General features: G+C 57.5%; 21 protein-coding genes. 19 read left to right on the top strand and 2 right to left on the bottom strand.

Features of this window, described 5'->3' with window-relative positions; translation table 11 throughout:
• Positions 1-67: 67 nt before the first annotated feature.
• A complete protein-coding gene (locus tag FOY56_RS20085) occupies positions 68-1510 on the bottom strand; it encodes a YfcC family protein (RefSeq protein ID WP_146347942.1) in 1443 nt (480 codons plus the stop codon).
• Positions 1511-1709: 199 nt separating this feature from the next.
• On the opposite strand from FOY56_RS20085, the gene FOY56_RS20080 reads away from it, so the two are divergent.
• Together FOY56_RS20080 and nhaC are read left to right on the top strand one after the other, a co-directional pair.
• The gene (locus tag FOY56_RS20080; RefSeq protein ID WP_146347941.1) at positions 1710-2096 is read left to right on the top strand and encodes a DUF1622 domain-containing protein; all 387 of its coding nucleotides are present in this window, start codon (positions 1710-1712) and stop codon (positions 2094-2096) included.
• Positions 2097-2104: 8 nt separating this feature from the next.
• Entirely contained in the window at positions 2105-3568 is a 1464-nt protein-coding gene (nhaC, locus tag FOY56_RS20075; RefSeq protein ID WP_146347940.1) for a Na+/H+ antiporter NhaC, read from the top strand.
• Positions 3569-3587: 19 nt separating this feature from the next.
• On the opposite strand, the gene FOY56_RS20070 is transcribed toward nhaC, so the two are convergent.
• Positions 3588-4283: a TorF family putative porin gene (locus FOY56_RS20070; RefSeq protein WP_186766406.1), complete on the bottom strand. Its 696-nt coding sequence runs from the start codon at positions 4281-4283 to the stop codon at positions 3588-3590.
• A 349-nt stretch (positions 4284-4632) separates the two neighbouring features.
• On the opposite strand from FOY56_RS20070, the gene FOY56_RS20065 reads away from it, so the two are divergent.
• The 17 genes from FOY56_RS20065 to FOY56_RS19985 all read left to right on the top strand — a co-directional run bounded on the left by FOY56_RS20065 (position 4633) and on the right by FOY56_RS19985 (position 23981).
• Entirely contained in the window at positions 4633-5907 is a 1275-nt protein-coding gene (locus tag FOY56_RS20065) for a flavin-containing monooxygenase (RefSeq protein ID WP_146347938.1), read from the top strand.
• Between the two features lie 14 nt (positions 5908-5921).
• Positions 5922-7073 carry an aromatic ring-hydroxylating oxygenase subunit alpha gene (locus FOY56_RS20060; RefSeq protein ID WP_146347937.1) on the top strand — a complete coding sequence of 384 codons (1152 nt, stop codon included), beginning with the start codon at positions 5922-5924 and terminating at the stop codon, positions 7071-7073.
• Between the two features lie 28 nt (positions 7074-7101).
• The gene (locus FOY56_RS20055; RefSeq protein ID WP_146347936.1) at positions 7102-7518 is read left to right on the top strand and encodes a RidA family protein; all 417 of its coding nucleotides are present in this window, start codon (positions 7102-7104) and stop codon (positions 7516-7518) included.
• A 4-nt stretch (positions 7519-7522) separates the two neighbouring features.
• Positions 7523-8197, top strand: a complete 675-nt coding sequence (locus FOY56_RS20050; protein ID WP_146347935.1) for a DUF1028 domain-containing protein — start codon at positions 7523-7525, stop codon at positions 8195-8197.
• A gap of 58 nt (positions 8198-8255) precedes the next feature.
• Positions 8256-9188 carry a LysR family transcriptional regulator gene (locus FOY56_RS20045; protein ID WP_146347934.1) on the top strand — a complete coding sequence of 311 codons (933 nt, stop codon included), beginning with the start codon at positions 8256-8258 and terminating at the stop codon, positions 9186-9188.
• A gap of 103 nt (positions 9189-9291) precedes the next feature.
• On the top strand, positions 9292-11361 hold the full coding sequence (locus tag FOY56_RS20040) for an oxidoreductase (RefSeq protein WP_146347933.1): 2070 nt from the start codon (positions 9292-9294) through the stop codon (positions 11359-11361).
• 55 nt (positions 11362-11416) lie between these two features.
• Positions 11417-12553, top strand: a complete 1137-nt coding sequence (gene argE / locus FOY56_RS20035) for an acetylornithine deacetylase (RefSeq protein WP_146347932.1) — start codon at positions 11417-11419, stop codon at positions 12551-12553.
• A 323-nt stretch (positions 12554-12876) separates the two neighbouring features.
• The gene (locus FOY56_RS20030) at positions 12877-14973 is read left to right on the top strand and encodes a calcium-binding protein (protein WP_146347931.1); all 2097 of its coding nucleotides are present in this window, start codon (positions 12877-12879) and stop codon (positions 14971-14973) included.
• A gap of 341 nt (positions 14974-15314) precedes the next feature.
• A complete protein-coding gene (locus FOY56_RS20025; RefSeq protein ID WP_146347930.1) occupies positions 15315-16634 on the top strand; it encodes an ABC transporter substrate-binding protein in 1320 nt (439 codons plus the stop codon).
• Between the two features lie 108 nt (positions 16635-16742).
• Positions 16743-17690 carry a carbohydrate ABC transporter permease gene (locus FOY56_RS20020; RefSeq protein ID WP_146347929.1) on the top strand — a complete coding sequence of 316 codons (948 nt, stop codon included), beginning with the start codon at positions 16743-16745 and terminating at the stop codon, positions 17688-17690.
• The gene (locus tag FOY56_RS20015; RefSeq protein WP_146347928.1) at positions 17687-18625 is read left to right on the top strand and encodes a carbohydrate ABC transporter permease; all 939 of its coding nucleotides are present in this window, start codon (positions 17687-17689) and stop codon (positions 18623-18625) included. The genes FOY56_RS20020 and FOY56_RS20015 overlap by 4 nt, the downstream gene beginning before the upstream one ends.
• The gene (locus FOY56_RS20010) at positions 18622-18810 is read left to right on the top strand and encodes a hypothetical protein (protein WP_146347927.1); all 189 of its coding nucleotides are present in this window, start codon (positions 18622-18624) and stop codon (positions 18808-18810) included. The genes FOY56_RS20015 and FOY56_RS20010 overlap by 4 nt, the downstream gene beginning before the upstream one ends.
• Before the next feature lie 4 nt (positions 18811-18814).
• Positions 18815-19183, top strand: coding sequence for a bleomycin resistance protein (locus tag FOY56_RS20005; protein ID WP_146347926.1), 369 nt, complete (start codon positions 18815-18817; stop codon positions 19181-19183).
• A complete protein-coding gene (locus FOY56_RS20000) occupies positions 19176-20273 on the top strand; it encodes an ABC transporter ATP-binding protein (RefSeq protein WP_146347925.1) in 1098 nt (365 codons plus the stop codon). Before FOY56_RS20005 ends, FOY56_RS20000 begins: the two co-directional genes overlap by 8 nt.
• Positions 20266-21261: an ABC transporter ATP-binding protein gene (locus tag FOY56_RS19995; protein WP_146347924.1), complete on the top strand. Its 996-nt coding sequence runs from the start codon at positions 20266-20268 to the stop codon at positions 21259-21261. Before FOY56_RS20000 ends, FOY56_RS19995 begins: the two co-directional genes overlap by 8 nt.
• A gap of 12 nt (positions 21262-21273) precedes the next feature.
• Complete coding sequence (locus tag FOY56_RS19990; protein ID WP_146347923.1) at positions 21274-22890, top strand: dihydroxyacetone kinase subunit DhaK; 1617 nt, start codon at positions 21274-21276, stop codon at positions 22888-22890.
• A 17-nt stretch (positions 22891-22907) separates the two neighbouring features.
• Positions 22908-23981: a LacI family DNA-binding transcriptional regulator gene (locus tag FOY56_RS19985; protein ID WP_146347922.1), complete on the top strand. Its 1074-nt coding sequence runs from the start codon at positions 22908-22910 to the stop codon at positions 23979-23981.
• Positions 23982-23987 lie beyond the last annotated feature (6 nt).

The following is a 23987-nucleotide window of genomic DNA, read 5'->3' as shown; positions in this document are numbered from 1 at the left end:
TTCTGTTTCACTTCATAATATCGGGTTTGTGTTGGGCGTGACCCGCACGGCCAACCCCGGCAACATCTCAGGACATGGCCGCCCCGACACTCAGAACAGCAACGATAATAACCGCAAGAACCAACAGCAGCGGTGCGATGAACTTTAGCCAGCGGTCATAGGACACCCGGCCAATCGCCAACCCGCCCATGACAACCGCAAAGGTCGGGTTGAACAGATTCACCCAGCCATTCGCCGATTGATACGCGGTTACGACCAGATCCCGCCCGACGCCTGCAAAATCGGCCAGCGGCGCCATGATCGGCATAGACAGGGTTGCCAGCCCGGAAGACGACGGCACCAGGAAAGACATCAGGATCTGGATGCCGAACATCGCATTGATGAACATGTATTCGCTCAGCCCCGACACGAGGCCCTCGGCACTGGCCAGGATTGTATCGGTGATCCTGCCAGCATCCATGATGACAACCACGCCGCGTGCCACCCCAATGATCAGCGCGACACCCAAAAGGTCGCGTGCGCCGTTGATGAAGGTTTCGACAAAGGTCGCTTCGTCCATGCGCGAGCCTTCGTCAAACTTGCCGACGCCCCAGACGACAATTGACATGGCAAGGAACAAGCCGGACATTTCGCCCATCCACCAATCCAATGCGACCACGCCATAGATCATGACGGCAAATGTCAGCCCAAACAGGATCAGAATGATGGAGCGGACGCGCGTGAAGTCGGGAAACTCACCATCCGTTGCATCAGCATGCTGCAGGAAATGTGCGCGGTTTTCGTCAGCCTGATCTGCGACAACTGACTTGGAGGGATCGGCTTTGATCTTGGTGGCGTATCGCATGACAAAGACGATCCCCGCAGCCATGCTGAGCGCCAACACGACAAACCGCAGAACGATCCCGTCGGTAAACGGGATACCCGCGCCCTGTGACGCCACGACCGTTGCAAAGGCGTTAAAGGTCGATCCCATCGTGCCAATGCCTGCCCCCAGCATGATCACAGCCACGCCGGTCAGCGCGTCATACCCGGCACGCATGAACACCGGGATGATCAGCGCGTAAAACGCCAGTGATTCCTCGGCCATGCCATAGCTGGTACCGCCAAGGCCGAAGACGATCATCAGGATCGGGATCATGAGGATCTCGCGGCCTTCAAGCTTGTGAAGCAGCCAGCCGATTCCCGCATCGATGGCACCTGTGCGGGTGACCACCATCAGGAAGCCGCCGATGATGAGAACAAACAGGGCGACATCAATGGCCGCACTGGACGAAGACCCCAGTAACCCCGGATCGTACATGCCCGCGATCGGGGCCAGCAGAACGGCGGTCAATCCCTGTGGATTGGCATCAACACGGTGGTAGCTGCCGGGAATCGGCGCTTCGCTTCCAAGCGCGTCGTTCATGGCGCGATCATATTCGCCTGCGGGTATGACCCATGTCATCAGCGCGACGAAGGCGATCAGCGCAAATAGAATTGTGAACGCGGTGGGGAACTTGAACTTGTTCATGAAATCAAATCCGTCCGGCAAGCACGAAGCACGAAATCATGTCCTGCCTCGACACAAGCCTTGCACCGCCACAGTTGTTTTGCAAGATTCGTTCCCGAGTGTCCGGGGCGCGGATGATCTGTACAGGGCCAACTGACCTTCCGGGTTAGGGTTGGTGCAAGTCCAGACACGTGACCGGCATCAGGAGAAAATCAAAGCCATGCTTTTGCATGCGATAGAGCAACTTGCGGACTGGATCGATTTCTTTGCAATCGGTCTACTGATCTTCGGATTGATCACCGCAATGACCCTTGCGTGCAGAGCAGCTTGGGCCGCAGAAAGCGGGTCGCGTCTGCACCTCTCAGCATCGATCCTGCGATCCTTCCGAATGACGTTGGGCCAGTGGATTCTCGTTGCGCTTGAAGTGCTGATCGTTTCCGACATCCTGCACAGCATCGCGCATCGCACGCTGGACCAATTGGCGTTTCTCGCGGGAACTGTCGTAATCCGCGTGATACTGGCCTTTTTCCTGGATCAGGAAGTCCGGCAATTAGAACGGTCGCAATTGGAACCCGACAGCACCCCCATCAAATCTGACAAGGGATAGCCAAGGACATGAGTGAACAGGCTAATTCGGACGAACAGAACAGACAGCCGGGCACAACGGCTGCATTGGTGCCGATTTTTGTGCTGATGATCCTTTTGGGGTTTGCCTATTATCTGTTCGAAGATGAGGCCGCCAGCGGCCCGAACCAGATCGCCTTGTTGTTCTCGGCCTTGGTCGCGGCGATGGTCGGGCGCAGATTTGGCTGGTCTTTCAAGGAAATGGGCGAAGCCGCAACCGAAAGTGTTACGACCGGAATTGGGGCCGTGTTTATCCTGTTGGCGGTCGGATCTCTGATCGGAACCTGGGCGATGAGCGGCACATTGATCGCCATGGTCTATTGGGGCCTTCAGGTGTTGTCGCCCGATTATTTCTATTTCACCGTGGTTCTTATCTGTGCGGTTGTTGCCCTTTGTGTCGGCAGTTCCTGGACAGTTGCCGGGACTCTTGGAATTGGCCTGATGGGGGTGTCCTTTCAGATGGGGCTGAACCCGGCCATCACGGCGGGCGCCATTATTTCGGGGTCCTATTTTGGCGACAAATCCTCGCCCTTGTCAGACGCGACCAACCTTGCCACGGCGGCAGCAGGGGCGGATCTTTATCAACACATCATCGAAACACTGTGGACCTCGGTACCCACGCTTGTGCTGACCCTGCTGTTCTTCTGGTTTCTGGGGCAGCCAAGTGACTTTGACGCTACGGACATGACTGCGGGCTTGAGGCAACATTTCAATGTGTCCTTTATCCCGTTTCTGCCGCTCGTTGTCGTATTGGTTTTGGCGATCCTTCGGTTCCCGCCGTTTTTGACTATTTTCGTCGGGGCATTGGCTGGTGGTATTGTGGCTGTCACCCTGTCGCCGGAAAACGTGCTGTCGCTCGCAGCGGATCCTGAGCTTCCTAATGGCCTTGGACTTCTCAAGGGAGTCTGGTCTGCGATGGCCAACGGGTATGTCTCGGACACCGGCGCGCCGGTTCTGGATCAGTTTCTAAGTCGCGGTGGTATGTCCAGCATGCTGGTCACGATCTGGCTGATCCTGACAGCGCTGGCGTTCGGCGGGATCATTGATCGGATCGGCGTTCTGGATCGGTTGATTGCCCCAATTCTTGCCGCAGCCAAGACCACCGGTCGCCTTGTGACATCGCTGGTTGTCGCGGCAATCAGCACCAATCTGCTGGCCTCGGATCAATACATTGCCATCGTCCTGCCAGGAAAGCTGTTTCAAAAGGCGTTCCGGAAAATGGGCCTCAGCCCCGTGGTTCTGTCACGCGCGGTCGGGGATTCAGCGACCGTGACCAGCGCGCTTGTTCCCTGGAACAGCTGTGGCGCCTACATGGCCGCAACACTTGGCGTGGCCACGATTTCCTATTTGCCATTTGCAATCTTCAATATTCTCAACCCGCTGATCACAATCACCTTCGCCTATGCCGGGTTTCGCATGATCCCGGCTGACGGGACCAATTTGGCAAAGACCTAAACGCCGTGACTGGGCGAGGTCAGAAGAAAAACGACAAAGTCGCTAGAATACGGCCGCCTTCAATGGCACTATGGATTGCGCGCAGATCAATCGCTGCAAAGTCCGTGATGCCCTTGGTCAGGCCGATATCTGCATAAACGGCATCCTCGCTCAGATCGCGCGAGCCAAAGTCAGATCCGACCCCACCGGACAAAACCATGTCCCAGGGCAGACCGCCAATTCCGCCGTGCAGATAGACGGTGGTGTAGTCAGCATAGACTTCGTGCCAGACCTTCAGGCCGACATGGCCGTCGTCAGAAAAGTCATAATTCGCATAGACATATGCCTCGCCATAGTCGGCCTTGTCGACGCGGTAAAAATACTGAACAAACCCGATATCAAGGTCTAGCTTACCGACCGACGGCCTGACGCCGACGCCGACGTCGTATTCGGTGTCATTCACACCGCCAAACCGTGCATTCGACGCAAAAAGGCTCAGATAAACCGAACCATAGGCAAATTCAATATAGGGCTGAATAGCCGGTCTGTCTTCGGTCTGAGTGAATCCTTTGGCCAAGTAATTTGACGTTATATCAATGCTATACGAGATTGCGATCTCTTGCGCGGCAAGAGGTGCCGGTCCCAGAAAACAAGCGGTTGCAGCCAGTCGGGCGACCCACCGCGTGTGCGAAGTCGGTTTGCGACAACGGCTGGCTGAGTTGTGTTTGAACGGCACAGCTTCATCTCCGGGCACTGAATTGGATACCTCAAAAGGATGCCTGTGATTTTACGGCATGGCAATGGGAGCGCTGTCTGGAAATGATCACGTTCCGGTTTCGCTGAGGACATAAAACGATCTGCCTGCGCGCTCACTATGGACCAAGCCGACCAATGCGATGTGCGAATGTGACTTGAAAAAATGCTAGTTGGGCTGCGTCAGCTTAGGGCAGGCCTAATCAAAGCTGACGCAGACTGTTCTTTTCCATACCCGGCCGCGTGGCACATTTAGGTCCAACCCAGATTGGGCGCACAGAGTCGCTGGCACCGACAATCATTCATTGGGGCCACCTGAAAGGGACACGAACATGTCAGTTGAGAAAGTAGATACGCTTGTTGTTGGTGCGGGTCAGGCCGGTATCGCGATGAGTGAGCACCTGACAAACAATGGCGTGTCCCATCTGGTTCTTGAACGCGAACGGATCGCCGAACGCTGGCGGACAGGACGCTGGGATTCACTGGTTGCCAACGGCCCGGCCTGGCATGATCGCTTTCCAAATCAGGAGTTCAAGGGCGTTGACCCGGATGGATTTCCCGACAAGGAATGCGTGGCAGATTACTTTGTTGATTATGTCAAAATGATCGACGCCCCCGTGCGGTGCGGGGTCGAGGTGTTAAGCGCGAAACGCAACGAAGGCCGCGCTGGATTTGTGGTCAAGACCTCGGACGGAACGATTGAGGCGCGCAATATTGTGGCCGCAACGGGTGCGTTTCAGCATCCGGTAATCCCGCCTCTTGTGCCTGAATCCGCAGACATAACGCAGATCCATTCGTTCAATTATCGCAATCCCGATCAGTTGCCCGACGGCGCGGTTCTGGTTGTCGGGGCCGGGTCATCCGGCGCGCAGATCGCAGATGAACTGATGCGGTCTGGTCGCAAAGTGTACCTGTCCGTCGGTCCGCATGACCGCCCGCCACGCAGCTATCGTGGGCGTGATTTCGTGTGGTGGCTGGGCGTTTTGGGCCTGTGGGATGTTGCAGCAATGAAGCCGGGCACCGAACACGTAACGATCTCGGTCAGCGGGGCTTATGGTGGCAAAACCATCGATTTCCGCAATCTGGCGTCCGAGGGTATGACACTTGTCGGTATGACCCAAAGCTATGAAGATGGCACAATGCACTTTGCCCCGGATCTGGCGCAAAACATCGCGGCGGGCGATGCCAATTACCTGTCGATGCTGAAAATGGCCGACGCTTATATCGATCGGAACGGGCTGGATTTGCCGGAAGAGCCCGCAGCCTGGGATTTGGGGCCAGCCCCCGAATGCGTGACGACCCCAATGCTGGATCTGGATTTGGCCAAGGCCGGTGTCAGCACGATCCTCTGGGCCACCGGATTTTCACAGGATTTCGACTGGCTTGAGGTCGACGCCTTTGATGATGCTGGAAAGCCCCGGCATCAGCGCGGTGTGTCGTCAGAGCCGGGTATCTATTTTCTCGGTCTGCCCTGGCAATCACGACGGGGGTCGACCTTTATCTGGGGGGTCTGGCATGATGCAAAACATGTGGCCGACCATATTGCCACCCAACGAATTTACCTATCCTATCGCAGTCCTGCCGATTGCGAAAAAACAGACGCCTGAAAGGACCCGAACACATGGCTAAAGACCTTGTCGACCCGGTTGATGAATTGCGCCAGAACACGGCGCAACCTTTTGAACGCGCCCATGCAATGCCGCCGTCCGTCTATACGTCTGATGCGTTCCTGAAGGAGGAACTGGAGCATGTTTTTTCCAAAGACTGGTTCTGCGTCGGGCGTTCGGATTCACTGGCCAATGCGGGCGATTACACGACCTGCGAACTGGCCGGCCAACCCATTCTGGTGATCCGCGATCGCGACGGCGAACTGCGCGCCCTGTCCAATGTCTGTTTGCACCGGATGTCGACCCTGTTGCACGGTCGCGGCACCGCCCGCTCGATTGTCTGCCCGTATCACGCCTGGACGTACAATCTGGACGGCTCCCTGCGCGGTGCGCCCGCGATGACCCTGAACGAGGGGTTCTGCAAAGATCAGTACCAGTTGCCCAAGGTTCGCTGTGAAGAATGGCTGGGTTGGGTTTTTGTCACCCTGAGCGAAGATGTACCCCCGGTGGCGACACAGCTGGCGCAGGTCGAAGACATGGTCGCCGGATACGATATGACCAACTATGCCGAGACGTTTTACGAAGAACACGTCTGGGACACCAATTGGAAGGTTCTGGCCGAGAACTTTATGGAAAGCTATCACCTGCCGGTCTGCCATGCGGGCACGATTGGAGGGTTGTCCAAGCTGGAAGATATGGTTTGCCCGCCGGGTTTGCCTGCCTTCAACTATCACACGATCCTCAAGGATGATCAGCTTCGCATTGCGATGGCGCATCCCAGCAATGACCGTCTGAAGGGCGAGGAGCGCCGCACGACCTTTTTGCTGGCAATCTATCCCAGCCTGATGATCACGCTCACGCCCGGTTATTTCTGGTACCTCAGTCTGCATCCCAAAGGTCCGGGGCAGGTCCATATCCGGTTTGGCGGTGGAATGTCGGATGACTATGCAGACGATGCCGATGCACAGAAGAATTTCGAGGCTCTCAAGACGCTGCTGGACGAAGTGAATGTTGAAGACCGCGGGTGCACGGAAAAGGTCTACAACGGCTTGTGTTCAGACCGTGCCGTTCCGGGGCATCTTAGCCATCTTGAACGTCCGAATTATGACTTTGCCCAGTATCTGATGGCCAAGATCGAACAAGGGCGCGCTGCTGCGTCGCTCTGACTTACCCGGACCACGAACAGGAGCCCAAATGGCCCATACTCGCCTTCGCAAATTTAACACCAGCGACACCTATCCTGAACAGAACCTCGATAATGATCTGTGTCAGGCCGTGGTCACTCAGGGCGGTAAAACAGTCTGGTTGCGCGGGCAGTGCCCGCAAAATCTGGACGATGCGGTTAATCTCGACAGCCATGATCCTGTCGAACAGACCCACAAGGTCATGCAGAACATCCAGCAGTTGATCGAAGAAGCGGGCGGGTCGATGGAGCATCTGGTCAAGGTCGTTGTCTATATCACGGACGTGCGCCACCGCGAAGCGGTGTACCGCACGATGGGCGAATACATCAAAGGCGTTCATCCGGTGTCGACCGGCTTGGTCGTGCAGGCACTGGCGCGTCCTGAATGGCTGGTCGAAATCGATGGCACCGCCGTGATTCCGGAGTGATACAATGACCTTTTCGCTTGTTGCACGCTGTCCCGAGACCGGGATGTTCGGGGTTGCCATCGCGTCTTCGTCACCAGCTGTTGCTGCCCGGTGTGCCTATGCCCGTGCCGGGGTGGGCGCCGTTGCATCCCAGAACGTGACGGACCCAACGCTGGGACCTTTGACATTGGATCTGATGCAGCAAGGGTTGAATGCGGGCGATGCCATTGCCCGCGTGAAAGAGTTGGGTAAGTTCATCGAATACCGGCAGGTGCTTGCGGTTGATGCGACCGGAAAAACGGCCATTCATTCAGGCCCTAACAGCCTTGGTATCTGGACGCAGGCCGAGGGCGCAGGCGTTGCTTCGGGCGGAAATCTTTTGGCGAATGATACCGTTCCGCAAGCCATCGTGGATGGGTTTCTGGCAAGTTCTGGCCACCTTGGCGACCGTTTGATTGCGGCCATGCGGTCCGGTCTGGCCGCAGGTGGTGAGGCTGGTCCGGTGCATTCAGCGGGCATGATGCTGGTCGATAAGGTGGCATGGCCAGTTGCCGATCTGCGCTGTGACTGGACCGAAGATTGCCCGATCAATGCGATTGCGACGGCTTGGGATGTCTATAAACCTCAGTTGGACGCCTACGTCCAGCGCGCGCTCGACCCGCGGGAAGCGCCGTCTTACGGTGTCCCCGGAGACGAATAAGCCGGGTCGGGGCTGTCATCACTCTTGCAGCGCAATGTCGCGCGCAGGATAAAGGCACATGGCGTTACGGTTCACCCTCAGGCAGTTGGAATACTTCGTTGCGGTTGGCGAAGAAGGTTCGATTGCGCAGGCCAGCGAACGGGTGAACGTGTCATCTCCATCGATCTCGGCGGCGATTTCGCAGCTTGAAAGTGAATTCAGCCTGCCGCTGTTCGTGCGAAAACATGCGCATGGGTTAAGCCTGACACAGGCCGGGCGGCAATTCCTGATCCAGGCCCAGCAGGTTCTGCGCGAGGCCGAGGCGCTGAACCGGCTGGCCGGCGACATATCCGGCAATGTGCAGGGGCCGCTGAACATCGGGTGTCTGCTGACCTTTGCACAGGTGTTGTTGCCGTCGATCCGCCGTCAGTTCGAACTGAAATACCCAGACACCCGGGTTCAGCAATTCGAGTTGGATCAGGTCGCGCTGATCGAACGTCTGCGGCGGGCCGAAATTGACGTCGCGCTATCCTATGATCTGGAGATCCCGCCAGATCTGGAGTTTACGCCTTTGCGCAGCCTGCCGCCCTACGCCATGGTGCCCGAGGGGCACCCCCTTGCGCGGTCCAACGGTGTCTCAGTTGAGGAGCTTTTGGACTATCCTATGGTTCTGTTGGATCTGCCGATCAGCAGTGACTATTTCTTGGGCTTCTTCAGTGCAATTGGGCGCAAGCCAAAAATCGTTGAACGCACACGCGACATGGCGGTCATGCGGTCGCTGGTTGCCAATGGTTTCGGCTATGCCATCGCCAATATCCGGCCCATTTCAGACCTGTCCCCGGATGGCCGAAAACTGTGCTTCATTCCGCTGAAAGGCGACCAACGCCCGATGCGGCTTGGGTTGATTATCCCCGAAGGTGCTCGCAACGTGCTGACCGTGAACGCCTTCATCGAACACGCACAAGAGGTTATTTCGGATTGGGGATATCCGGGCAAGGCCATCCCGCATTGAGCTTAACCAAGTCCTAAGCCATGCTTTCGCAACCATGACTTTAGCCTAACCGGGCAATCTGCGACGGTCTTTTTGGCAATTCGATCCCGGCAGGAGACTAAACATGCGCGATCCCCGCTATGATATCCTTTTTGAACCGATGGACATTGGCCCGCTGACGGCCAAGAACCGGTTTTATCAGGTGCCCCATTGCAATGGCGGAGGATATCGCGATCCCTCTGCTGCAGCCGCCATGCGTGGATCAAAGGCCGAAGGCGGCTGGGGTGTGATTTTCACCGAACAGACCGAGATGCACCACACCTCGGAAATCACGCCCTATATCGAGTTGCGTTTGTGGGAAGACAGGGACATCCCGCAACTGCGAAAGATGTCGGAACGGATGAAAGAATACGGCGCACTGGCGGGGATCCAACTGGCGTATTCGGGGGTGAACGGGCCGAACCTGTATACCAAGGAAGTTCCGCTTGCGGTCAGCGCGCAACCGATCCGCACGTTCACCAATGATCCGGTTCAGGCGCGTGCCTTGGACAAAAGAGACATCCGTGATCTGCGCCGTTGGTTCGTGAACGCGGCCAAACGCTCAAAAGGTGCCGGGTTTGATCTGATCTGTCTTTACGGGGCACATGGGTTCGGGATTTTCCAGCACTTCCTGTCCCGTGCCACCAACCACCGGACCGACGAGTACGGCGGCAGCCTCGAAAACCGGTCGCGCTTTGCGAACGAAGTGATTGGCGATATCCGTGACGCCGTTGGCGACACGATGGCGATCACAATGCGGGTCAGCCTGGACGAAACCGTCGGGGACCTTGGTTTTTCCAACGCCGAAGTGCGCGAATTCATCGAAATGAACCGCAATTTGCCCGATCTCTGGGATCTTGCGCAGGGGACCTGGGAAGACTGTTCCGGCCCATCCCGGTTCAAGGATGAAGCGGCGCAAGAGCTGTTGGTCAAGGGCATCCGCGACCTGACCGACAAACCTGTCGTCGGGGTTGGTCGCTTTACCAGCCCGGATGTGATGGCCCGGATGATCCGATCCGGGACGCTTGATTTCATTGGGTGCGCGCGGCCTTCCATCGCTGACCCGTTTCTGCCGAAAAAGATCGAAGAAGGCAGGACCGAGGATATTCGGGAATGCATCGGCTGCAACATCTGCATCACGGGTGACATGACCATGTCGATCAGCCGCTGTACCCAGAACCCGACCTTTATGGAGGAATGGCGCAAAGGCTGGCATCCGGAACGGATGAACGTCAAGGGCGACAGTTCAAACGTGTTGGTTGTGGGCGCCGGACCTGCCGGGCTGGAGGCGACGCGCGCCTTGGCTGAACGCGGATATGATGTTGCCTTGGCCGAGTCGGGGACCATTCTGGGCGGTCGCGTCGCCCGTGAACGGGTGCTGCCGGGGTTGTCGGCCTGGGGACGGGTTGCGGATTATCGCGCGTATCAGATCGGTCAGAAACCGAATGTCGAGACCTATTTTGACAGTCACTTGTCGGCGGATGAGGTGCTGGACTTCGGGTTTCAGAACGTCTGCATCGCGACTGGTGCCAACTGGCGTAGAGACGGTGTTTCGCGGCAGCATGTCGTGCCCTTTGCCACTGATCCGGGGATGCCGCTGTTCACGCCTGACGATCTGATGAATGGGACCGAGCCGTCTGGGCACGTCGTGATCTATGATGATGATCACTATTACATGGGCGGGGTGATGGCTGAACTTCTGGTGCAAAAGGGATGCACAGTCACACTGGTCACACCCGCGGCCTATGTCAGCGAATGGACAGTTAACACGTTGGAACAGCACGAAATTCACCGCCGTCTGGCGGGTATGGGCGTTCGGATTGAACTGAACCGGGGTGTCATTGGGATTGGAAGGGATCACGTTGAAACCAATTGCACGTTCACGGATCAGCGTACCCAGATCGCATGCGACGGCGTGCTTTTGGTGACGTCGAAGTTGGAAAACAATCAGGTTTACAGAGACCTCAAAGCGCGCGAAGCGGATTGGGCCGATGCTGGTATCAGGTCGGTGCAATTGATCGGAGACGCCAATGCGCCGGGCCCGATTGCGTGGGCAACTTACGCCGGACATCGCTATGCGCGCGAACTGGATATGCCGGACATTGGCGACGCTTTGCCATTCCGGCGGGAGATAACCGAATTGGCTGCGGATTGACTATCCACTTGTTTTCTTTCGCAAATACAGACGGGTTTCTGCCGGGCAGGGTGACATGACACGAACTTTGGACATTCTTGAGCGTTTGATCGCCTTTCCGACGGTCAGCGCGGACAGCAATTTGGCGCTGATCGATTATGTGCAGGATGTGTTGGTGAAAGTGGGGTTTGATGTGACCCGCATCCCGTCGCCTTGCCGTCAGAAAGCCGGGCTTTTTGCGCGTATTGGCCCTGCAATACAAGGCGGAGTTTGCCTGTCTGCGCACACCGATGTCGTTCCGGTCGGGCACCAGACTTGGACTGTGCCCCCATTCAAATTGACCCGCAAAGATGGCCGTGTGCATGGTCGTGGCACGACCGATATGAAGGGGTTTCTTGCGTCGGTTTTGGCGATGGCCGAGCGGTCTGGCGCGGCGGATCTAAGCGAACCTTTGAGCCTTGTGATCTCGTATGACGAAGAGATCGGCTGTGTTGGTATTCGCGAAATGATGCCGGATATCAGAGGGTTGATCGGTAAGCCGTGTGCGGTGATCGTTGGCGAGCCGACGTCGATGCAGGTGGCCATTGGTCACAAAGGCAAGGCGGCGTTGCGCGCGACCTGTCATGGTGAATCCGGGCACAGCGCCCAGGCGCCGAACTTTGTGAACGCGATCCACGTGGCTGCGGATTTCGTTCAGGGGCTGAGAAAGGTCCAGACGGATCTTGCAAATGGAGCGCAGGATAAGGCCTATGCGATCTCGTATTCAACCGTTCATGTTGGAAAAATTCGCGGCGGAGAGGCGTTGAATATCGTTCCAGATCAGTCTGTTGTGGATTTTGAGATCCGCCACCTTGCGCTAACACCGGTGGATGAAATTCGCGCCATGATCGATGCTGCGGCCCGCCGGGTCGAAGCCGGTTTCAAAACTTCGGCAGCAAAAATCGTTATCGAAGAGGTCAACCGATATCCCGGTTTGGACACGCCTCGAGAGGCGGATATCGTGTCTTGGGCCAATCATATGGCAGGCGAAACGGGCATAACCAAGGTTGCGTTCGGAACCGAAGCCGGGGTGTTTGATGAACTTGGTTTACCGGTTGTGGTCATGGGACCTGGCGACATGACGCGGGATGGGCATAAACCGGATGAGGGTTTGGACCTGTCAGATCTGACCGCGTGCGATGCAATGCTGGACCGGGTTTTGTCCGATTTGTAACGCCTGCTTCTGGACGATTGTCCGTTTTGTACACACCTGAATATCGGCTCATCGGGTACCTCGATGCCTTGTTGACCCCCTGAGGCTGACGTCAGGTCATGCAAATTGTGCCGTTGCGTCATCTGTTTCGGCCCTTCGATTTCGACTCTGGACGACGCTTTGATCCTTCGGTCATAAATTGTTGCACGGGCAAAAAGCTCATTTGCGAGTCAACTTTGCAGACTGCCCAGTTTGAACCTTGATCCGGGCAAACGGGTCGGCCGGTGGTAATCATTTTTGTGGTTGTGTTCGATCAATGAGAAATAACTCAAAACAGGTCCATTATGCCAACAAGAACATCATCTCAAACCACCATCGCCATTGGCGGTGAATTTCAGATCAACACCTACACTCCGGACGACCAGTTTGATCAGGTTGTGACGGCTTTGGTCGGCGGTGGCTTTGTCGTCAGCTGGGAATCCGAAGGTCAGGACGGCGAAAACCTTGGCGTGATTGCGCAGGTGTACGACGCAACCGGAGCGGCTATCGGGGCGGAAATCGCCGTTAACGAAACGACAACAGGTTATCAGTATGATCCCCGTGTGATCGCCTTGGAAGGGGGCGGTTTTGTGGTTGGCTGGTACGATACGTCGTTGAACGACGGCAGCCCCAGCACGCCGGATTATTATGATGTTTCGTTGCGTGTTTATGCGGCGGATGGAACGCCGGTCACGGGCGAATTTGTCGCAAATGATCCGGGCGACAGGTTGGCGTTCACAAATGACATGTCGCTGACAGCGCTGCCGGGCGGCGGGTTTCTGGCGGCGTGGAGTGCGAAAGAAGACCGCACGATGGTCCAGACGTTTGATGCGGATGGTGTGCCAGTTGGCGAAGAGTATATTGTGGAGTTGAATGCAGGGCTGTTTCAAGGCGCCACAAGTGCCGCGACCCTGACGGATGGCGGATATGTCGTCGCGTGGGAGACCTATAACGCCGGGATCCGATCTGTGACCTTCAGTGCCGATGGCACGCCGTTGTCGGTCAATGCGCAGGTCACACAGGATGGTGACTACCGTCCGTCGGAACCTGTTGTGACGGCATTAACCGGTGGGGGCTATACCGTCACCTGGATCACCTACGGAAGGGACGGAAGCAGTACGAGCGTTCATACACGGGTCTTTGACAGTGCAGGCACGCCGACGACACCCGAAATGCAAGTCAATACGACTGTCGAGAGCTTGCAGTATCTGTTTGATGTTGCAGCATTGGTTGATGGTGGGTTCGTGGCGACCTGGCTTTCGACGGATGATGGCAGTGGCGATATTCACGCCCAGGTCTTTGACGCATCGGGATCGCCCGTGGGGGGCGAGATCGCTGTGAATGCACAGACCGAAGGATCGCAGACCGGCCAGAGCGTTGCTGCGTTGGACAATGGTGGGTTCATTGTGACGTGGTCTTCGACGTATGACGAAGACGGCTATGACTATGGCATCTACATGCAGGCCTTTGACGCCGATGGCACAAAGGTTGGCGACGAAATGCTGGTTAACACCACGGTTGATTATCGCCAGTTTGATCCGGTGATTGAGACGCTGGAGAATGGTGATTTCGTTGTCACCTGGGAAAGCGAACATCAGGATGGCGACGATCAAGGGGTGTTCGGGCAGGTTTTCTCGGTGAACGCAGTTTCGACCGGCGATCCGATCCTCGTCGGGAACGCGGGGACGGGCGTACCGTTGACGGTGGACACATCGTCGATTGCCGATCTGGATGGCTTGGGTGACTTCAGCTATCAGTGGCAACGCGATGGAGAGGATGTGGTCGGTCAGACCCGGGCGCGATACATTGTCGGCGAAGACGATGTCGGCAGCACCCTGACCGTGACGGTGACCTATACCGACGGTCAGGGAACGATCGAGGCCATCGTGTCTGACGCATCCGATGTGGTGACCCTGTACCGGATCAAGGGCGACAACACGGCCAACACCCTTGTCGGCAGTGACGATGTCAACGTGATCTATGGCTATAACGGTGGTGACACACTGATCGGGCTGGGTGGCAACGACACGCTGATCGGCGGTGTGCGTGACGATTGGTTGGAGGGCGGTGACGACGATGACCTGCTGCGCGGGGATCTGAACGATGACACGCTGTTTGGCGGGGCCGGGCAGGATCGGATGGTCGGCGGCAAGGGCGATGACGTGCAGACCGGCGGGGCCGGGGCCGATGTGTTTATGTTCCGCGGGACGGACTTTGGCACGGATGTGATCACCGATTTCGAATTGGGTGTGGACCGGTTGTTGCTGGCCGAAAGCGTGGACACATCTTCGGATGTGACATCGAACGGCGACGGCGATGCGGTGCTGACCCTGAGCGAAGGCACGATCACCTTTGAAGGGATCACCGCGGCGGATCTGATCGGGTATTTCGACACGCTTTGAGGGATTGTCCCGCGCCCCTTGGCGGGGGCGCGGGTGTTTTGCGCCAGATCGGCTTTGGCTGATCTGAAGGGGCCCGGATTTGCCTGAACGCTTTGGTTCAGTTGCGATTTTTGCGATTTTGGCCCGTAAAACTCCGGAAATACATGTCAGTATTGGTGACCTTCTGCGCGCGCCTGTTTGTATTGTTTTAATTCAATGCGTTAGGTGTTTTTACGCTCAAATGAGGTGCGTACCTCAAATAAATTCTAGACTTGAGGTGCGTACCTCAAATAGCGTTTCAGGTGTCTGATTGACGATTCGACGGCCTCAAAGAGTCGCCGGATTTATTCTGGGAGGAACACATGAAGAAATTTGGATTGGCGTCCGTCAGTGCCTTGAGCCTGGCGGCAACCGCATTCGCAAGCAGCGCGCAAGCCGATGACCTGACGCTGTGCTGGGCCGCATGGGACCCGGCCAACGCACTGGTCGAACTGAGCAAGGAATTTGAAGCCCAGTCGGGGCACAACATGAGCTTTGAGTTCATCCCGTGGCCGAATTTTGCGGACCGGATGCTGAACGAGTTGAACTCGGGCGGGAAGCTGTGTGACCTGCTGATTGGCGACAGCCAGTGGATCGGTGGCGGCGCCGAGAATGGTCATTACGTCAAGCTGAACGACTTCTTTGACGCCGAAGGTATTTCGATGTCGGACTTCGCTGATGCGACGGTCTATGCCTATTCGACGTGGCCCAAGGGCACGCCGAATTATTATGCGCTGCCCGCGATGGGTGATGCGAACGGCTGGTTCTATCGCAAGGACTGGTTCGCACGCGATGACATCCGCGCCGCGTTCAAGGAAGCGACGGGCCGGGAACTGGGTGAACCAAAGACCCAGAAAGAAATGCTGGAAATCGCGCAGTTCTTTCAGGGCCGCGAGATTGACGGCAAGAAGGTTTACGGGGCCGCAATCTTTACCGAGCGCGGATCCGAAGGGATCACGATGGGCGTGACATCAGCGCTGTACCCGTGGGGGTTCAAATACGAGAACACGCCGGGATCTTATGACATGGAAGGCGCTGTGAATTCGCCCGAAGCCGTCGAAGCGCTGGAATTCTATAAGGAATTCTATAAGACCGCGACGCCTCCGGGATACACGAACTCGTACATGGGTGAGAGCCTCGATGCGTTCAAATCCGGTCAGGTCGCGATGGCGATGAACTGGTTTGCGTTCTTCCCGGGGCTTTATGCTGATCCGAATACCGGTGGTGACAAGATCGATTTTTTCGTCAACCCGCCGCAAAATCAGGCTGGTTCGACGCTGGGCGGTCAGGGCATTTCGGTTGTGTCCTATTCGGACAAGAAGGACGCCGCGCTGGAGTACATCAAGTGGTTTGCGAACCCCGATGTGCAGGCAAAGTGGTGGGAACTGGGTGGATATTCGGCCCACAACGATGTTCTGAATGCACCTGACTTTAAGGACAGTGCTCCGTTTGCCGGTGACTTCCTGATGGCGATGGGCGCGGTGCAGGATTTCTGGCAGGAGCCGGCATATGCCGAACTGCTGCTGGCCATGCAAAAGCGTATCCACGACTATGTGGTCGCCGATCAGGGCACAGCGCAAGAGGCGCTGGATAAGCTGATCGAGGACTGGACTGAAGTCTTCGAAGACGAAGGCAAGCTTTAAGCAATCTCCCGTCGGTGGCCCTGAGGGGCCGCTTCCGACCAAGACGGTCTGCCCCGGAACATTTCCGGGGCATGCCTTCCCTGTACTCTCACGACCGGGTTCACCACTATGTCCGACACTCCTGTCGACCGTGCTGCAACAGCCACGCCACCCCGTGTGGCGCGCAAGATCAAAGGCCTGAGCGACCGCGCCATTGCGTGGATCTTTGTTGGCCCGACGATCTTCCTGCTGTTGGCGATCAACATCTTTCCGCTGATCTGGACGATCAAACTGTCCTTCACGAACTTCAAGGCCAACCGCATCGGGCGCGAGGTCAAGAACATCGGGTTTCGCAATTACGAACGGATCCTGACGGACAGCGACATCTGGCTGAACATGCAGGCCACGGCGCATTTTCTGTTCTGGACGATCTTCTTTCAGGTGCTGATCGGGTTCACGCTGGCCTATCTGATTAACAAGAAATTCAAGGGCAACGATCTTTGGACGACGATCATCGTTCTGCCAATGATGCTGTCGCCGGCGGTGGTCGGGAACTTTTGGAAGTTCCTGTATCAGCCGCAAATCGGCCTGTTTAACTATGTCGTCGCGTTCTTCACGGGCAAGGATCCGTCCAGTTTCGAGATGCTGGGCAGTGTGCAACTGGCGCCATGGTCGATTGTGATTGTGGACACCTGGATGTGGACGCCGTTTGTGATGCTGATCTGTCTGGCGGGGCTGCGGTCGATCCCGGATTATATCTATGAAGCGGCCGAAGTGGACCGCGCGTCGAAGCTGCGCCAGTTTTTTACGATCACCATCCCGATGGTGCTGCCGTTTTTGATGCTGGCGGTGCTGTTCCGCGGGATCGAGAACTTCAAGATGTTCGATCTGGTGGTGCAGCTGACCGGCGGCGGGCCTGGCTCCACGACGGAACTCACCTCGATCAACCTGAAACGCGAGGCGTTTGAGAAGTGGCGCACCGGCTATGCCTCAGCCTATGCGATCATCCTGTTCGTGACGGTGTTCGGCCTTGCCTCGATCTATGTCAAAGCCCTGAATAAGGTTAAGGAAAGATGAGCAGTTTCTCAGTCACAGAGCCGTCAGACCGGTCCAAGTGGTTCGCTGGCACGCTGGTCATCGTCTATGCGTTGATCACCATGATGCCGCTTGCATGGATCATGCTGACCGGGTTCAAGTCGCCCTCGGATGCGATTTCTTATCCGCCCAAGGTGGTGTTTGAGCCGACGCTTGAGGGATACGTCAACCTGTTCACGACCCGCACGCGGCAGACCGAAGAGTACCTTGAGGCGAACCCGCCCGAGACCTGGTACGAAGAGATCGTGCGCGAATACGATATGGTCATCGCTGGCCCGTCGAAATTTGGCGAGCGGTTCATGAATTCGGTTATCATCGGCTTTGGGTCGACGTTTCTGAGTATCGTGCTGGGGACATTGGCGGCCTATGCGTTCTCGCGGTTCAAGATCCCGCTGGCGGACGATCTGCTGTTCTTTATACTGAGTACGCGGATGATGCCGCCGATTGCGGTCGCGATCCCTATTTTCCTGATGTACCGGACCCTTGGCCTAAGCGATACGCATCTTGGGATGATCCTGCTGTACACGGCGGTCAATATCTCGCTGGCGGTGTGGCTGCTGAAAGGGTTCATCGACGAGATCCCGCGCGAATATGAAGAGGCGGCGTTGATTGATGGCTACACAAGGTTTCAGGCGTTTTACAAAGTAGTGCTGCCGCAGGCGGCGACGGGCATCGCATCGACCGCGATCTTCTGTCTGATCTTTGCCTGGAACGAATACGCCTTTGCAGTGTTGCTGACATCCGGCACGGCGCAGACCGCGCCGCCGTTCATCCCGACCATCATTGGCGTCGGCGGGCTTGACTGGCCTGCGGTTGCGGCGGGGGCGACGATCTTTTTGCTGCCGGTCATGGTCTTCACAATCCTGCTGCGTAAACACCTGTTGCGCGGGATCACATTCGGAGCGGTGCGCAAATGAGCAACTTCTTCACCGGACTTCTGCAACTGCGCCGTGGCCCATGGGAGATGGTCGCAACCATCCTGATCGGCCTTGGGGTGTTCATGCTGATGCAACCCTTCGTGCTGTGGGGGTTCACCTATTCGTTCATCACAACTCTGATTGGGACGGTGATGTTTATCGTCGTCTCGCACTTCAAGGAATAGCGGGATGCTGGAAACAACAGCTGCCATTCTACCGGCCAGGGATTTTGATGAAACAGTCGCATTCTATGCGCGGCTTGGGTTCCGCGAGACCGGGCGCTGGGACGAACAACAGTATCTGATCCTTGTGCGCGATAAGGTCGAAATTCACTTTTTCGGGCATAAGGACCATGATCCGGCGACTTGCGATCATGGCGCCTATATCCGCTCGTCCGATGTGGACAGCTTTAGTGATGCGGCCAGCCAAGCTGGCTTACCCGTCACGGGCCGGCCGTGCTTTCGTCCGGCTGAAGACAAGGATTGGGGCATGCGCGAGGCAGTTGTGATCGATTGTAATGGCAACCTTCTGCGTATTGGGCAATTCCTAGATGGCTAAGATTGAAATCAAAAACGTGCGCAAGGAATTCGGAGATTTCGTTGCGGTCAGGGAGTCGAGCTTTACCATCGAGGATGGCGAATTTTTCATGCTGCTTGGGCCTTCGGGGTGTGGCAAGACCACGACGTTGCGGATGATTGCCGGGCTGGAATTGCCGACCTCGGGTGAGATTTATCTGGACGGCGAAGAGATCAGCCAGAAACCTCCGTCACAGCGTGACATTGCTTTCGTGTTTCAGATGTTCGCGCTGTATCCGCATCTGAATGTGCGCAAGAACCTGAGCTATCCCTTGGTATCGCAAGGGATGCCGAGGGCGCAGGTCAAGTCCAAGGTCGCCGAAGTTGCCGGTATTCTGGGGATCGAGGATATCCTGAACCGGCCTGTCGGGGGCCTGTCGGGCGGGGATCGTCAGCGCGTGGCGCTGGGCCGCGCGATTGTGCGTGATCCCAAGGCGTTCATGATGGATGAACCGCTGGGGGCGCTGGATGCAGAGTTTCGCGAACACATGGCCGAAGAGCTGCGGGCGCTGCATGACCGGATGAACGCGACCACGGTCTATGTGACCCATGATCAGCTTGAAGCCATGCAGATGGGTGACAAGATCGTGGTGATGAACAATGCGGTGGTCGAACAATTCGGCACCCCGCAGGAAATCTATGACAAGCCCGCAACGATGTTCGTGGCAGATTTCATTGGCTCGCCGTCAATGAATTTTCTGGGCTTTGACGGCAAGGTGGCCGAGGGCGCCGGGGCGATTGAACTGAACGGGCAGACCATCGGCGTGCCACGGCAGATGCAGGGCGCGGCAGGTGAGCTGGTGTTCGGGGTGCGCCCGGAACATATCGGGTTTTCGGACAGTGGCGGGTATCGCGGCAAGGTGCTGGCGACCGAGTATCTGGGCACCACGCAAATCGTCACGCTGGACACGCCGAACGGAGAACTGAAGGCGCGGCTGGACAGTGCGCAGCTGGCGACGGTGGGTGAAACCGTTGGTCTGGGGTTCGAGGCGTCGAAAGTCACCTTGTTTGACAAGGCCAGCGGTCAGGCGTTGCGGTCGGAATTGAACCACGAGGTGTTGGCGCATGGCTGAGGTGACTCTGAAAAACCTGTGCAAGTCCTTTGGCGAGGATGTTGCGGTCGATGATGTTTCGATGACGATCCCGGATGGGGCGTTCGTGGTTCTGCTGGGGCCAACGGGCGCGGGCAAGACGACGACATTGCGACTGATTTCGGGGCTGGAAAAGGAAGACAGCGGAGAGATCTGGATTGGCGGGCGTAACGTATCGGGCGAGACCCCGGCGCAGCGCGATGTCGCGATGGTGTTCCAGCAATACTCGCTTTATCCGCATCTGACGGTGAAGGACAATCTGGCGTTTCCGCTGAAATCGCCGATCCTGAAGACGCCTCAGGCCGAGATTGATCGCAAGGTTGCCGAGGTCGCCGAGGTTCTGCAGATCAGTCACAAGCTGGACAACAAAGCGACCGAGCTGTCGGGGGGCGAAATGCAGCGGGTGTCGATCGGGCGCGCCCTGGTGCGCGAACCGGCGGTGTACCTGATGGATGAACCGCTGAGTTCGCTGGATGCCAAGCTGCGCACCGATCTGCGGGTCGAGTTGAAGCGCATTCAGGGCAGCCTTGGCGCGACGTTGTTATACGTGACGCATGACCAGATCGAAGCCATGACGATGGCGACCCATGTCGGGGTTCTGGATCAGGGGCGGCTGGTGCAGTTCGGCACCCCGCGCGAGATCTATGAAGATCCGGATTCGCTGTATGTGGCCAGTCGGCTGGGCCTGCCCCGGATCAATGTTTTGCCAGCGGATGTGTTTGGCGGCGTACCGCCCGGCACCACCCAGATCGGGATGCGGCCCGAGCATATCCGGCAGGGTGACGGGCAGGACGCGGAAGTGATGCGGGTTGAACATCTGGGCGATCAGAACCGTCTGCATCTGACCCTGAAAGGCCATGCCATTACGACGATTGCCGACCCGTCGACCGATTATGAACCGGGCGCGCATATCAAGATCGCGCCGAAGAACCCGCTGTGTTTTGACGCCGATGGCAATCGCATTCGATGAGGAGACCCTAGTATGAACCAGTTCATCAATGAAAAAGAAACACTTGTTACCGATGCGATCGACGGGCTGCTTGAAACCACCGGCGGCGCGCTGACGCGGCTGGATGGGTATCCTCATATCAAGGTGGTGTGTCGGACAGATTGGGACAAATCCAATGTCGCGCTGATCTCGGGGGGCGGATCGGGGCATGAACCGGCCCATGCGGGGTTTGTCGGTGCCGGGATGCTGACGGCCGCGGTGTGTGGGGAGGTGTTTGCCTCGCCTTCGGTTGATGCGGTGCTGGCGGGTATTCTGGCCGTGACGGGCGATGCGGGCTGTTTGCTGATCGTCAAGAACTACACCGGGGACCGGCTGAATTTCGGACTGGCCGCAGAACGCGCGCGCGCCTTCGGCCTGAAGGTGTCGATGGTCGTGGTGGATGACGACATCGCCTTGCCGGATCTGCCTCAGCCGCGTGGCGTGGCCGGGACGTTGTTCGTGCACAAGATCGCAGGGGCATTGGCGGAAACCGGGGCGGATCTGGACACTGTCACAGCGGCGGCGAGCGCTGCGATTACAGGTATGGCGTCGATCGGGAAGTCGCTGGATACCTGTACGGTGCCGGGATCGGCCAAGGAAGAACGCATTGCGCCCGGTATGGCGGAACTGGGTCTGGGGATTCACGGCGAGGCAGGCGTTCAGCAGGTTGCGTTCAAGGATGCGAAGAACGCCATGGATCTGGTGTTGGAAAAGCTGGAATCAAGGATCGGATCGGGGCCGCATGTTGCGATCCTGAACAATCTTGGATCGACGACACCGCTTGAGATGTCGGTTTTGGCGCATGAACTGGCAACGTCGCCAAGGGCCGCGAACATCAAATACGTTATCGGGCCAGCGCCCTTGATGACCTCGCTGGATATGCACGGGTTTTCGGTCTCTGTTTTGGCTGTTGATGACAGCAACAAGGCGCAGCTTGAGGCGCCGGTTGGTCCGGCAGCCTGGCCGGGGATGAATGCGATTGCACCGGTTCAGACACGTCCGTTGCCGGATGGGTTAAGCCCGATCAAGCCGATCCCGTCGTCCAACCCAGAGACGCGGGATTTGCTGGAACGTTGTTGCGATCTGTTGCTGGGGGCCGAGCAGGAGCTGAATGAGCTGGATGCGAAATCTGGCGATGGCGACACCGGCAGTACGTTGGCGACGGCGTCCCGTGCGTTGAAAGCGCGGCTGGATGATCTGCCGCTTGCGGATCCCACGCAACTGTTTCGGGCCATTGGCATCGAGCTGAGCCAGACCATGGGCGGGTCATCGGGCGTGATCCTGGCGATCTTTTTTGAAGCGACGGGGGATGCCTGCGCCAGCGGTCTGCCGATGCCCAAAGCGTTGTTGGCCGGGTTGAACCGGATCAGCGAAGTGGGCGGCGCGTCTGAAGGGGATCGCACCATGATTGACGCGTTGGCCCCGGCCTTGAAAGCGCTGCCGGACGGGTTGTCTGCCGCGTCGGGTGCGGCCCGGAATGGCGCGGACGCGACGGCGAAAATGACCCGTGCTAAAGCCGGACGTGCCGCGTATGTGCCCGAAGAAAACTTGATCGGGTTCAATGACCCGGGCGCGGAAGCCGTGGCACGGTTGTTTGCGCACCTTGCGTAGATAGGAAAAGGACCAAAATGCCCTCGAACCAAGATACGAAATCCAAGCCGACCGTCCGGGATGTTGCGCGCGAGGCGCGTGTCAGTCTGGCCACGGTTGACCGGGTTTTGAACAATCGCGAGGGCGTGCGTGAGGCAACGGTTAAAAGGGTCCGCACGGCGATCGAAAAGCTTGGATATGTGCGCGATCTGTCAGCGGCCAATCTGGCGCGGCGGCGCACCTATCGGTTCGTGTTTGTCCTGCCGGACGGCAAGGGGCAGTTTCTGACCGGCTTGCGGCAATCCATTGACGAAGCCGTTGAAGGCCAGCTGTATGACCGGGTCGAAGCGCGCAAGGTTTTGATCTCAAGCCGGAATAACACGGATCTGGTTCAAAAGCTGATGGCGCTGGATCCGGATGAGATTGACGGCCTGGCGATCATGGCGAATGAAACGCCGATTGTGCGCGATACGATTGCGCGGCTGAAAAAGCAGGGCGTGGCCGTTGTGTCGATCGTATCGGACCAGCCGAATTCGGATCGCGATCATTTTGTCGGGTTCGACAACGTCTCGGCAGGGCGCACGGCGGGCACGTTGCTGGGACGGTTTGTCGGAGATCGCCCCGGAAGGGTCGCCGTGGTCGTGACCTCGATGCAGGCGCGTGACATGATTGAACGGCGGCTTGGGTTTGACAGTGTGATGGCCGAACAGTTCCCGAACCTGAAGCCGCTGCCCAGCATCGAAGCCTATGATGACCCGGAACTGGCGGAACGGCTGACCACCCGGTGTTTGCGCGAAAATGACAATGTGGTCGCGGTATATTCTGTCGGGGCAAGTGTCCGGGGGGTGGCGGATGCGCTGACATCACATGTGTCGGACAAACGTCTGATCTGCGTTGACCACGAATTGACCGACAATTCGCGCGATCTGCTTGAGGATGGCGTGCTGGACGCGGTGATCAACCAGAACACCGGCCATCTGGCGCGAAGCGCGCTGCGGGTGATGCGCGCCATATGCGACGATGCCCCGGTGATTGCCTCGCAAGAACATATCCGGATCGAGATTTTGATCCGCGAGAACCTGCCCAAGCGGCATGACCCAAACCCCATTTGAAAAGTC

It is taken from the genome of Falsiphaeobacter marinintestinus, assembly GCF_007923355.1.
GTDB lineage: Bacteria > Pseudomonadota > Alphaproteobacteria > Rhodobacterales > Rhodobacteraceae > Phaeobacter_A > Phaeobacter_A marinintestinus.
The sequence above is the reverse complement of the archived record's forward strand: the minus strand, read 5'-3'. Positions and strand labels throughout refer to the sequence as shown.

Excerpts from the sequence above, each read along its gene's own strand:
- FOY56_RS20085 (WP_146347942.1), bottom strand. The coding sequence starts at position 1,510 with ATGAACAAGTTCAAGTTCCCCACCGCGTTCACAATTCTATTTGCGCTG.
- FOY56_RS20080 (WP_146347941.1), top strand. The coding sequence starts at position 1,710 with ATGCTTTTGCATGCGATAGAGCAACTTGCGGACTGGATCGATTTCTTT.
- nhaC (WP_146347940.1), top strand. The coding sequence starts at position 2,105 with ATGAGTGAACAGGCTAATTCGGACGAACAGAACAGACAGCCGGGCACA.
- FOY56_RS20065 (WP_146347938.1), top strand. The coding sequence starts at position 4,633 with ATGTCAGTTGAGAAAGTAGATACGCTTGTTGTTGGTGCGGGTCAGGCC.
- FOY56_RS20060 (WP_146347937.1), top strand. The coding sequence starts at position 5,922 with ATGGCTAAAGACCTTGTCGACCCGGTTGATGAATTGCGCCAGAACACG.
- FOY56_RS20055 (WP_146347936.1), top strand. The coding sequence starts at position 7,102 with ATGGCCCATACTCGCCTTCGCAAATTTAACACCAGCGACACCTATCCT.
- FOY56_RS20050 (WP_146347935.1), top strand. The coding sequence starts at position 7,523 with ATGACCTTTTCGCTTGTTGCACGCTGTCCCGAGACCGGGATGTTCGGG.
- FOY56_RS20045 (WP_146347934.1), top strand. The coding sequence starts at position 8,256 with ATGGCGTTACGGTTCACCCTCAGGCAGTTGGAATACTTCGTTGCGGTT.
- FOY56_RS20040 (WP_146347933.1), top strand. The coding sequence starts at position 9,292 with ATGCGCGATCCCCGCTATGATATCCTTTTTGAACCGATGGACATTGGC.
- argE (WP_146347932.1), top strand. The coding sequence starts at position 11,417 with ATGACACGAACTTTGGACATTCTTGAGCGTTTGATCGCCTTTCCGACG.
- FOY56_RS20030 (WP_146347931.1), top strand. The coding sequence starts at position 12,877 with ATGCCAACAAGAACATCATCTCAAACCACCATCGCCATTGGCGGTGAA.
- FOY56_RS20025 (WP_146347930.1), top strand. The coding sequence starts at position 15,315 with ATGAAGAAATTTGGATTGGCGTCCGTCAGTGCCTTGAGCCTGGCGGCA.
- FOY56_RS20020 (WP_146347929.1), top strand. The coding sequence starts at position 16,743 with ATGTCCGACACTCCTGTCGACCGTGCTGCAACAGCCACGCCACCCCGT.
- FOY56_RS20015 (WP_146347928.1), top strand. The coding sequence starts at position 17,687 with ATGAGCAGTTTCTCAGTCACAGAGCCGTCAGACCGGTCCAAGTGGTTC.
- FOY56_RS20010 (WP_146347927.1), top strand. The coding sequence starts at position 18,622 with ATGAGCAACTTCTTCACCGGACTTCTGCAACTGCGCCGTGGCCCATGG.
- FOY56_RS20005 (WP_146347926.1), top strand. The coding sequence starts at position 18,815 with ATGCTGGAAACAACAGCTGCCATTCTACCGGCCAGGGATTTTGATGAA.
- FOY56_RS20000 (WP_146347925.1), top strand. The coding sequence starts at position 19,176 with ATGGCTAAGATTGAAATCAAAAACGTGCGCAAGGAATTCGGAGATTTC.
- FOY56_RS19995 (WP_146347924.1), top strand. The coding sequence starts at position 20,266 with ATGGCTGAGGTGACTCTGAAAAACCTGTGCAAGTCCTTTGGCGAGGAT.
- FOY56_RS19990 (WP_146347923.1), top strand. The coding sequence starts at position 21,274 with ATGAACCAGTTCATCAATGAAAAAGAAACACTTGTTACCGATGCGATC.
- FOY56_RS19985 (WP_146347922.1), top strand. The coding sequence starts at position 22,908 with ATGCCCTCGAACCAAGATACGAAATCCAAGCCGACCGTCCGGGATGTT.